General features: G+C 71.9%; 8 protein-coding genes and 1 pseudogene. 5 read left to right on the top strand and 4 right to left on the bottom strand.

Going from position 1 to position 8971, the window contains the following annotated elements:
- A pseudogene (locus tag D455_RS0121985) lies at positions 1-456 on the bottom strand (hypothetical protein); the annotation flags it as partial.
- A 312-nt stretch (positions 457-768) separates the two neighbouring features.
- Here D455_RS0121985 and D455_RS0121980 point away from each other — a divergent pair.
- A complete protein-coding gene (locus tag D455_RS0121980; RefSeq protein ID WP_017572845.1) occupies positions 769-2514 on the top strand; it encodes a GAF domain-containing sensor histidine kinase in 1746 nt (581 codons plus the stop codon).
- A 150-nt stretch (positions 2515-2664) separates the two neighbouring features.
- Here the strand turns inward: D455_RS0121980 and D455_RS0121975 are convergent, their stop codons facing one another.
- The 3 genes from D455_RS0121975 to D455_RS0121965 form a co-directional block, all read right to left on the bottom strand.
- Positions 2665-3336 (bottom strand): response regulator, encoded by a 672-nt coding sequence (locus D455_RS0121975; RefSeq protein ID WP_017572844.1) that lies wholly within the window; start codon positions 3334-3336, stop codon positions 2665-2667.
- Between the two features lie 215 nt (positions 3337-3551).
- Positions 3552-5066: an amidase gene (locus D455_RS0121970; protein WP_017572843.1), complete on the bottom strand. Its 1515-nt coding sequence runs from the start codon at positions 5064-5066 to the stop codon at positions 3552-3554.
- 29 nt (positions 5067-5095) lie between these two features.
- A complete protein-coding gene (locus tag D455_RS0121965) occupies positions 5096-6115 on the bottom strand; it encodes a D-2-hydroxyacid dehydrogenase (protein ID WP_017572842.1) in 1020 nt (339 codons plus the stop codon).
- 306 nt (positions 6116-6421) lie between these two features.
- On the opposite strand from D455_RS0121965, the gene D455_RS0121960 reads away from it, so the two are divergent.
- The 4 genes from D455_RS0121960 to D455_RS0121945 form a co-directional block, all read left to right on the top strand.
- Entirely contained in the window at positions 6422-6904 is a 483-nt protein-coding gene (locus D455_RS0121960) for a DUF3830 family protein (RefSeq protein ID WP_017572841.1), read from the top strand.
- A 108-nt stretch (positions 6905-7012) separates the two neighbouring features.
- Positions 7013-7813, top strand: coding sequence for a maleate cis-trans isomerase family protein (locus D455_RS0121955; protein ID WP_017572840.1), 801 nt, complete (start codon positions 7013-7015; stop codon positions 7811-7813).
- 31 nt (positions 7814-7844) lie between these two features.
- Positions 7845-8597 (top strand): maleate cis-trans isomerase family protein, encoded by a 753-nt coding sequence (locus D455_RS0121950; RefSeq protein ID WP_026122865.1) that lies wholly within the window; start codon positions 7845-7847, stop codon positions 8595-8597.
- A 57-nt stretch (positions 8598-8654) separates the two neighbouring features.
- Positions 8655-8971, top strand: a 317-nt coding sequence (locus tag D455_RS0121945) for a GntR family transcriptional regulator (protein WP_040685052.1), incomplete at its 3' end; no start/stop codon positions are given.

Here is an 8971-nt window from a genome sequence, read left to right as displayed (position 1 = left end):
CCCCCCCCCCGCCGTGACGGCTCCGGCGAGCGGCTCGTTGAGGCTGGCGGCCATCGGGACGTGGCGACCGGTGTCCGTCGACGTAGCGTCGGCGGGCGGCGGGTCCCCGCGGCCGGGAAGGCCCGCGTCGGCCCGCTCGGTGCCGGGCCGGTCCGCACGGGCCTGGTCGGCGTCCTGCTGGTCGGTGTCCGGCTGACCGGCGTCCGCCCCACCCCGCCGGGCGGGGGTGGGCTCCGGCGCCGGAGCGTGTTCGGCCCCCACGGCGGTTCCGATCCCGGCCACGGGAGCGGCCGTCTGCTCCCCCTCCTGCGCCCGCACGGGGGCGGAGGAGGCGAGCCACGCGGTGACGAGGAGCCCGGAGACCAGGGCGGCGAGCAGGAGCGCCCGCCGGACCGGCGCACGGAGCACGGCGGAACGGGCGCCGAGGACGCTCGTGAGGCCGTGGACTCCAGACACCGGGCTTCCTTCCACCGTGGGGAACGGGGGCCGACGCGCGGGGCGGTCGGGGCCGGTACCGGCCGCTGAGGCGGCGCTTACCGGCTGCGGAACGCGAGACCGCGGAGGCCTTCGTGCGTTCGCTGATCGCGACGTTAGCATGAATTAGGCGACCGGAACCCCGAATCCACAGGAATTCCCGCCCGGCCGGAACCGGCTCCTGAGCAGCAAGATGTGGCAAACCGGGGAAAAACCAACGACAATTCGACTATTACGCCCGAGGAAAACGCGCATTGCCACACCGCCGACCGGCTCTGCGGAGGTTGACCACACATGACTGAGATCCCCCAGAGCCATCCCCTGTCCCCCCGAAACCTGGACGAACTGCTGAACGAGGTGCACTCCCTGGACACGCGCATGTCCGCGCACGGCCGGGTGCACTCGTTGCTCCAGGCGGTCCTGGCCATCGGCGGCGACCTGGACCTGGCGACCGTCCTGCGCCGACTGACCGAGGCGGCGGCGCAGCTGACCGGCGCGCGGTACGCGGGCCTGGGCGTGGTGGACGAGGACGGCGGCTTCAGCGAGTTCATCCCGGTGGGGCTCAGCGAGGAGCAGGCCAGAAGGATCGACAGGTTCCCGCACGGCAAGGGCGTCCTGGGCGTGCCCCTGCACGAACGGGCTCCGCTGCGCCTGGCCGACCTGCGTGACCACCCCGACTTCCACGGCTTTCCCGAGGGGCACCCGCACATGGGCAGCTTCCTGGGCGTGCCCATCCAGGTTCGGGACGAGGTCTTCGGCAACCTCTACCTCACCGAGAAGGCCAGCGGCGCGGAGTTCAACGAGGACGACGAGGTGGTGGTCACCGCACTGGCCACCGCCGCCGGTATGGCCATCGAGAACGCGCGCCTGTACGAGGAGGCGCGGCTGCGCGAGCGGTGGCTGGCGGCCTCCACCGAGGTCACCACGCGCCTGCTGTCGGGCGCCGACACCTCGGAGGTCCTCGCCCACATGGCCGCGCAGGCCCGGGAGATCGGCGGCGCGGACGCGGCCGTGGTCATGCTCCCCGATCCCCGTGCCCGGGGGCACCTGTTCGCGGAGATCGCGGACGGGCCCATCGCGCAGGAGATCCTGGGGACCCCGGTCGAGATCGACGACTCCGTCTGCGGGTGGGTGTACGAGTCGGGTGAGGCCACGAGCATCCCCGACCTGAGCCGGGCTGAGTGCCCGGTGCTCGCCCACCACGGCTACGGATCGGGGCTGGTGGTGCCCCTCGGCACCCCGGGGAACACGCGCGGGGTGCTGCTCCTGGGCAAACTGTCGGACCGGACGCCGTTCACCGCGACGATACGCCGCATGCTGCACGGGTTCTCGGTGCAGGCCGCCGTGGCCCTCGAACTGGCCGAGGCGCGGCGCGACACCGAGCGCCTGGTGGTGCTGGAGGAGCGCGACCGGATCGCCAAGGACCTGCACGACGTCGTGATCCAGCGGCTCTTCGCGTCGGCGATGACGCTGATGAGCACGATACGGCTGATCACCTCGCCCGAGGCCGGGGAGCGGGTGCAGCGGACCATCGACGAGCTGGACGGCACCATCCGGGAGATCCGCTCGACGATCTTCGCGCTCCAGAACCCGCCGAGCCGCAGGGACACGTCGCTGCGCGGCCGCATCCTGCGGCTGGCCGAGAGCACCGCGCACAGCCTGGGGTGCCACCCGGGGGTGAGCCTGGACGGCCCCATCGACGCGTCCGTACCCGACGACATCGGCGAGCAGCTGCTCGCGGTGCTCGGCGAGGGACTGACCAACGTGGCCCGGCACGCGCGTGCGTCGGAGGTGCACGTGTCGGTGACGGTGGAGGAGGCCTCGACCACCGGACGCCCGACCACCCTCACGCTGACGGTGACCGACGACGGCGTGGGCCTGCCCGAGAAGGGACGGCGCAGCGGTCTGCGCAACCTGGAGCAGCGGGCCCAGACGCTGGGCGGCGGCTTCACGGCGAGGAGGGGTGAGGGCGGGGGCACCGTGCTGGTGTGGCGGGTGCCCGTTCCCGACGGCGCCGCGCCGCCCTCCGACGGCTTCTGAGAGCCCGCCTTGGGAGGGCTCCCACGGGCTGCACGGACCACGGATCCCCACCCGGTGCCTTCGCCTGGTGCGCCGCCGTGTTCGGTCGCGGGGAACGTCCGTGCGCCGCTCAACGCCTCCCGCGTCGACCTGGGCTGACCCCGGCCGGGGTCAGTAGCGGCGGCCGCGCAGTTCGGCGACGAGCACGGCGGCCTGCGTACGGCGCTTGAGGTCCAACTTGGACAGCAGGGCGGACACGTAGTTCTTCACGGTCTTCTCCGCCAGGTACAGGCGCTCGCCGATCTGCCGGTTGGTCATCCCCTCGCCGATGAGGTCGAGGATCTGGCGCTCCTGCGGGGTGAGCTCGGCCAACGGGTCCGGCTCGGCCTGGGATCCGCGCAGCCGCTCCAGCATCGCGCCGGTGCTGCCCGAGTCCAGCAGCGAACCGCCCGAGGCGACCGTCCGTACGGCGCCCACCAGGTCGGCGCCGTGGATCTGCTTGAGCACGTACCCGGCCGCACCGGCCATGACGGCGTCGTAGAGGGCGTCCTCGTCGGCGAACGACGTCAGCATCAGGCAGGCGATCTCGGGGTGGTCCGAGCGGATCTCCCGGCACACCTGCACGCCCGATCCTCCTGGCAGGCGCACGTCGAGGACCGCGACGTCGGGCAGCACCACCGGAATCCGCGACAGCGCCTGCTCGGCGGTCCCCGCCTCACCGACGACGGTCATGTCGTCCTCGGTCTCCAGCAGGGCGGCCACACCGCGGCGGACGACCTCGTGGTCGTCCACCAGGAACACCCTGATCTGCTTGCGAGCGCCCTCGGCTCCACCGCCCGTCATCGGCTCATCCTCATCCCTGCGTCACCGCGATCCAGACACCGCTCCGATGAAGACGGTAATACGTGCGGAGGGCGCTGCGCGGGCCCTTAGGCATCGAACTCCCCGGACGAAGGTCCCGGGAATGGACAATTCACCACGCCCGGGGAGCAAAGTGCCTGATCACCATGGGCACGGGTGCGGCCACCCGTCGCTCACGGCACTCGAAAAAACCTCCGTCACGGCCTCCGGTCCGCCCAGGGACGGGCGATCTCGAAGGCGCGGCACGCCGCCAGCACCCGGGCGTCGGCGTGCCGGGGTCCGACCACCTGGAGACCCACCGGCAGCCCCTCCGCGGTGAACCCGCACGGCACGCTCGCCGCGGGCTGCTGGGTCATGTTGAACGGGTAGCTGAACCCCGCCCACGAGGTCCACCGCTCCCCCGCCAGCTTGGGCGGCGACTCCAGCCCGGCCTCGAACGCCGCGAACGGCGTCGACGGGGTCAGCAGCAGGTCGTAGTCGTCGTGGAAGCGCCCCATCCGGATGCCCATGTCCATCCGCAGGGCCATCGCGGTCAGGTAGTCCCGCGCCGAGTAGGTCAGCCCCTCCTCGACGATCGCCCGCAGTCCGGGGTCGAGCAGGTCCCGCTGGCGTTCCGTGAGCTTGTCCGTGGCCTTGGCCGCGCCGGAGTACCACAGCACGTGGAAGTCGTCCCGGGAGTCGGGCAGGCCGGGGTCGGCCTCCTCCACCCGGGCACCCAGCGTCTCGAACACGGCCACCGCCTCGGCCACCGAGGCGGCCACCTCCGGGTCCACCTCCTGGCCGCCCAGGGTGGGACTGTAGGCGATCCGCATGCCCCGCACCAGTTCCTCGGCGTCGGTGCGCAGGCGCACGTCGCCGAGGCCGGGCACGGGCGGCGCCAGCGCGGCCCAGTCACGCGGGTCGGGCCGGGCCATGACCTCCAGCATCAGCGCCATGTCGCCCACCGTGCGGGCGAGCGGACCGGTGTGCGCGAGCGAACCGAACGGGCTCGGCGGGTAGTGCGGCACCAGGCCCCAGGTGGGCTTGATCCCGCAGACGCCGGTGAAGCTGGCCGGGATGCGGATCGAGCCGCCCCCGTCGGTGCCGGTGGACAGGGGTCCCATCCCGGCCGCGACCGCGGCCGCGGAGCCGCCGCTGGAGCCGCCCGGGGTGGTGGACAGGTCCCACGGGTTGCGGGTGACGCCGGTGAGCGGGCTGTCGGTGACGCCCTTCCACGCCAGCTCGGGTGTGGTCGTCTTGCCGACGAACACCGCGCCGTTCTCCCGCAGCCGCTCCACCGCCGGGGAGTCCTCCTCCCACGGCCCGTCCTGGGAGCTGGTGACCGATCCCTTCAGGGTGGTCCACCCCCGGGTGAGGTGGACGTCCTTGACCGAGGTCGGAACCCCGTCCAGGGCGCCGGAGGGCTCGCCGCGCCGCCACCGCTCGGCGGACGCGCGGGCCGCCTCCCGGGCCTCGTCCGGGCGCACCAGGCAGAACGCGTTGAGCGCCGGGTTGTCCTGGTCAATGCGCTCCAGCACGGAGTCGACGGCCTCCACCGGGGACAGGTCCCCGGCGGCGTAGGCCGCGAGCAGTTGTTCGGCGGACAGGTCGGCCGGTGCGGCGGGCTCGCCGGAACGCGCCTGCGGAACCGGGGCCGCCCCGGGGACGCCCTCGGCCGTACCGACGGCCACGTCCGCGTCCTCGGTCCCGGCCCGGTCGGAACGGATCGTCACTTCAGCCTCCCATGTCACGCCGTCAGGGGTCAGCCGGGCACGTAGCCACGGCTCTTGTCGACCACGTTGAGCAGTTCCCGCCCGTCCAGGTAGCGGGCGAGGTTGTCGAGGAACAGGTCCATGAGGTCGTCGCGCCAGCCGACGACGTCACCGGACATGTGCGGTGAGACCACCGACCCGGGCAGTCCCCACAGCGGGGAGACCGCCTTGAGCGGTTCGTCCTCGAACACGTCCAGAGCGGCGCCGGCGATGAGGCCGTCGTTGAGGGCGGCGACGAGGTCGGCCTCGACCACGATGGGGCCGCGTGCCACGTTGACCAGGCGCGCGGTGGGTTTCATCAGCCCCAGGAAGCGGCGGTCGACCAGGCCGTGGGTGGCGTCGGTGAGCGGTGCCGCGATCACCACGTAGTCCGCTTCAGGGAGTTCGGCGCACAGGGTCGGTGCCCCGTCGTCGCCGCGTTCGGCGAGGCTGGACTCGACCACGGTGCCGAAGTCGGGGTCGCCGCCGCGCGCGTGGCTGCCGGAGGCGCGGACCTCCAGCCCCACGGCCGTCAGCTTGCGGGCGATGTGGCGGCCGATCGGTCCGGTTCCGACCACGAGGGCCCGCCTGCCCGACACCCGTTCGGTCTCCCGGTGCTCCCAGCGGCGTTCGTGCTGGTGGTCCCAGGTCTGCTGGAAACCCTTGGCGAACGCGATGACCTGGCCGAGGACGTATTCGGCGATGGGCTCGTCGAAGACCCCGCGCGAGTTGGTGACCGTGGTGGAGCTGTTGACCAGCCCGGGGAACATGAGGTTGTCCACCCCGGCGGTGGCGGCGTGCACCCAGGTCAGGGAGTCGGCCCTGGACCAGGCGGAGGCGAGCGCCTCGGTGAACAGGTCCCACACCAGCAGCACGTGTGTCCCCGGCAGCTTCGCGGGGAGTTCGTCGGCGGTGGCGAGGACGACCTCACCGATCCGCGGGTCGTCCTCCATCCGCGCGAGGCCGGGCGGGAGGGCGTCCCCGTGGAGGACGAGGACTCTCGGGCGGTCGGGCGGGGTGAAGCGGTTCACGGGCGTGCACTCTCCGGTTGGTGACGGTGGTTCGAAGAGAGGTCGTCGGGGACGGATCCGCCCTGCACGGGAAACGCTAGGGAGCCGACATAGGATTGTCAACAATCCACAAATCGACAGTTTCCCCCAGAAACGACACCTCTCGTACCACCTCTGACCTGCACGGGATACCCACTCGCACCGGGGTTATTGCCGCATCCGGCCTGTGGAACATAAGATTGTCAACAATCAACAGCCCCGGCGCCGGGGGTGTTCTCGCAGGTCCCGCCACCCGACGTCGAAGGGATCATCCCATTGCCCCGGTACATGACCATCACCCTGACCAGCCGCGGGGTCTCCTGCGTGGCCGAGCTCCTGGACAAGGACGCGCCCCGCACCTGTGAGGCGGTGTGGAACGCACTGCCGCAGGGCGACGCGGTCCAGCACGCCAAGTACGCGCGCAACGAGGTCTACACGATGGTTCCGAGGTTCGCCGAGACCGAGCCCGGCCAGGAGAACCCCACCGTCACACCGATCCCCGGGGACGTCGTCTACTTCTCCTTCGACGGGGGCATGCTCGACCGCGCCTTCAAGGAGGACAAGGGGATCGGCCACCTGCCCGGCGTCATCGACCTCGCCCTCTTCTACGGGCGCAACAACCTCCTTCTCAACGGCGACGTCGGCTGGGTGCCCGGCAACGTGTTCGCCACCGTCGTCGAGAACCTGCCCGCCATGGCCGAGGCCTGCAACGACGTCTGGCGTTCCGGGAGCGTCGGCGAGCGTCTGTTGTACGAGCGTCTGGACCGCTGACCCGGCCCAGACCGAACCGCCGCACGGGCGCGGCACACGCGCCCCACGGCACGGAGAAACCACGCCCCGACGAGCAACGACAACACATTCCCGGGAGGTGAGTGACCGATGCGGACCGACGAAGGCCACACGAACGGCGGCGGCGAGGAGCAGCAGGTCGTCGAACTGGCCGCGAGCACGCGGACGCCGTGGCAGGCGGGAGTCGGCGTCATCGCGCCCTACGACTTCGCGCTCGACCGCGAACTGTGGCGCTGGACGCCCGACGACGTCTCACTGCACGTCACGCGGTTGCCGTACGTACACGTACCGGTGACGGTCGACCAGGCCGCCGCCCTGTGCCGGGAGGAGCACGTGGACCCGGCGGTCCGCGCACTACTCGCCCCCGAGCCCCGCGCCATCGGCTACGCCTGCGCCTCGGGCAGCTTCGTGCACGGCGCCGAGGGCCAGCGGCGCCTGCACCAGGCCATGGTGGACGCCGGGGCGCCCGCCGCCGTCACCACGTCCGGAGCGCTGGTCCAGGCCCTGGACGCGCTCGACGCCAACCGGATCGCCGTCGTCACGCCCTACGTGGACAGCGTGACCGACCGGCTCCTGGCCTACCTCGCCGAGCACCGCGTCGCCGTGACCTCCAGCGTGGGGCTGGGCCTGCTCAGCCACATCTGGCGGGTGACCTACGCCGAGGTGTCCGAGGCGGTGCACGCGGTGGACCGCCCCGACGCCCAGGCGGTGTTCATCAGCTGCACCAACGTACTCACCTACGACATCATCGCGCCGCTGGAGCGAGAGCTGGGAAAGCCGGTGATCGCGGCCAACCAGGTGACCATGTGGGCCGTCATGAGGGCCGCCGACCGCCAGGCCGTCGCCCACGGACAGAGCCTGATCAACGTCGCCGCACCGAGTGCCGCGTGACCCCGCCGGACGTGACGCGAAGGAGAGCACCATGACCCGTGTCGGATTCCTCTACCCCGGATTCAGCGCCCAGGACGACTACAAGGCCTTCGAGGAACTGCTCGGCGGGGGGATCGGGCTCCCCGTGGTGCACACGCTCATGCGCGAGGACGCGCACCGGGTGGACGCCCTGCTCGACGTCGGCGGAGAGGGCGTGCTCGCCAAGGGCGCCCAGGAGCTGGCCATGATGGAGGTGGACGCCGCGGTGTGGGCGTGCACCAGCGGCAGCTTCGTGTTCGGCTGGGAGGGCGCCCGCAGGCAGGTCGAGGGGGTGCGTCGGGCCGCCGGAGCACCGGCGTCGAGCACCTCGTTCGCCTTCGTGCACGCGCTGGGCCAGCTGCGGGTCTCGCGGGTGGCGATCGCCGCCACCTACCCCGACGACGTCGCCCAGCGGTTCGTGGAGTTCCTCACCGCGGCCGGGGTGACCGTGCTGTCACTGGCCAGCCACGGCATCGCCACCGCCGCCGAGGTCGGCGAACTGGACCCGGACGACGTCCTGGACTTCGTCATCTCCAACGACCACCCTCGCGCCGGAGCCGTCCTGGTTCCGGACACCGCCCTGCACAGCGCGCATCTCATCGAGCCCCTGGAGGCGCTGCTCGGCAAGACCGTGCTCACCGCCAACCAGGTGAGCGTGTGGGAGGGACTGCGCCTGGCGGGGGTGACCAACGCCAGGAGCACCGGTCCGGGCACGCTGTTCCGTTCGGGTTCGGCCGCGGTCAGCAGCGCCCTGGTACCCCGTTAACCTCGACGACGCACCCGTTTCGTCCGTTGTGCCCCGTCCCCGAGAGGAAGGCAGGTCATGCCCGCCCCAGGCCAGCTCAGACCCGTGCCCCGGCGTTCCACCGCCGAGCTGATCGCCGACCAGCTGCGGTCCGCGATCATGTACGGCTCCCTCTCTCCGGGGGACCAGCTCGGCGAGTCGGAACTGGCAGGACAGCTGGGGGTGAGCCGTGGCCCCCTGCGCGAGGCGATGCAGCGCCTGGTCCAGGAGGGGCTGCTGCGCAGCGAACGGCACCGGGGCCTGTTCGTGTGCGAGCTCACCCCGGCGGACGTGCGGGACATCTACATGGCGCGGCTCGCGATCGAGCGGACCGCGTGCGAGCTCATCATGCGCGG

Origin of the sequence: Nocardiopsis halotolerans DSM 44410, from assembly GCF_000341065.1 — a bacterium.
Taxonomy (GTDB): domain Bacteria; phylum Actinomycetota; class Actinomycetes; order Streptosporangiales; family Streptosporangiaceae; genus Nocardiopsis; species Nocardiopsis halotolerans.
Note: the sequence above shows the minus strand (reverse complement) of the source record. Positions and strands in the feature narration are given on the sequence as shown.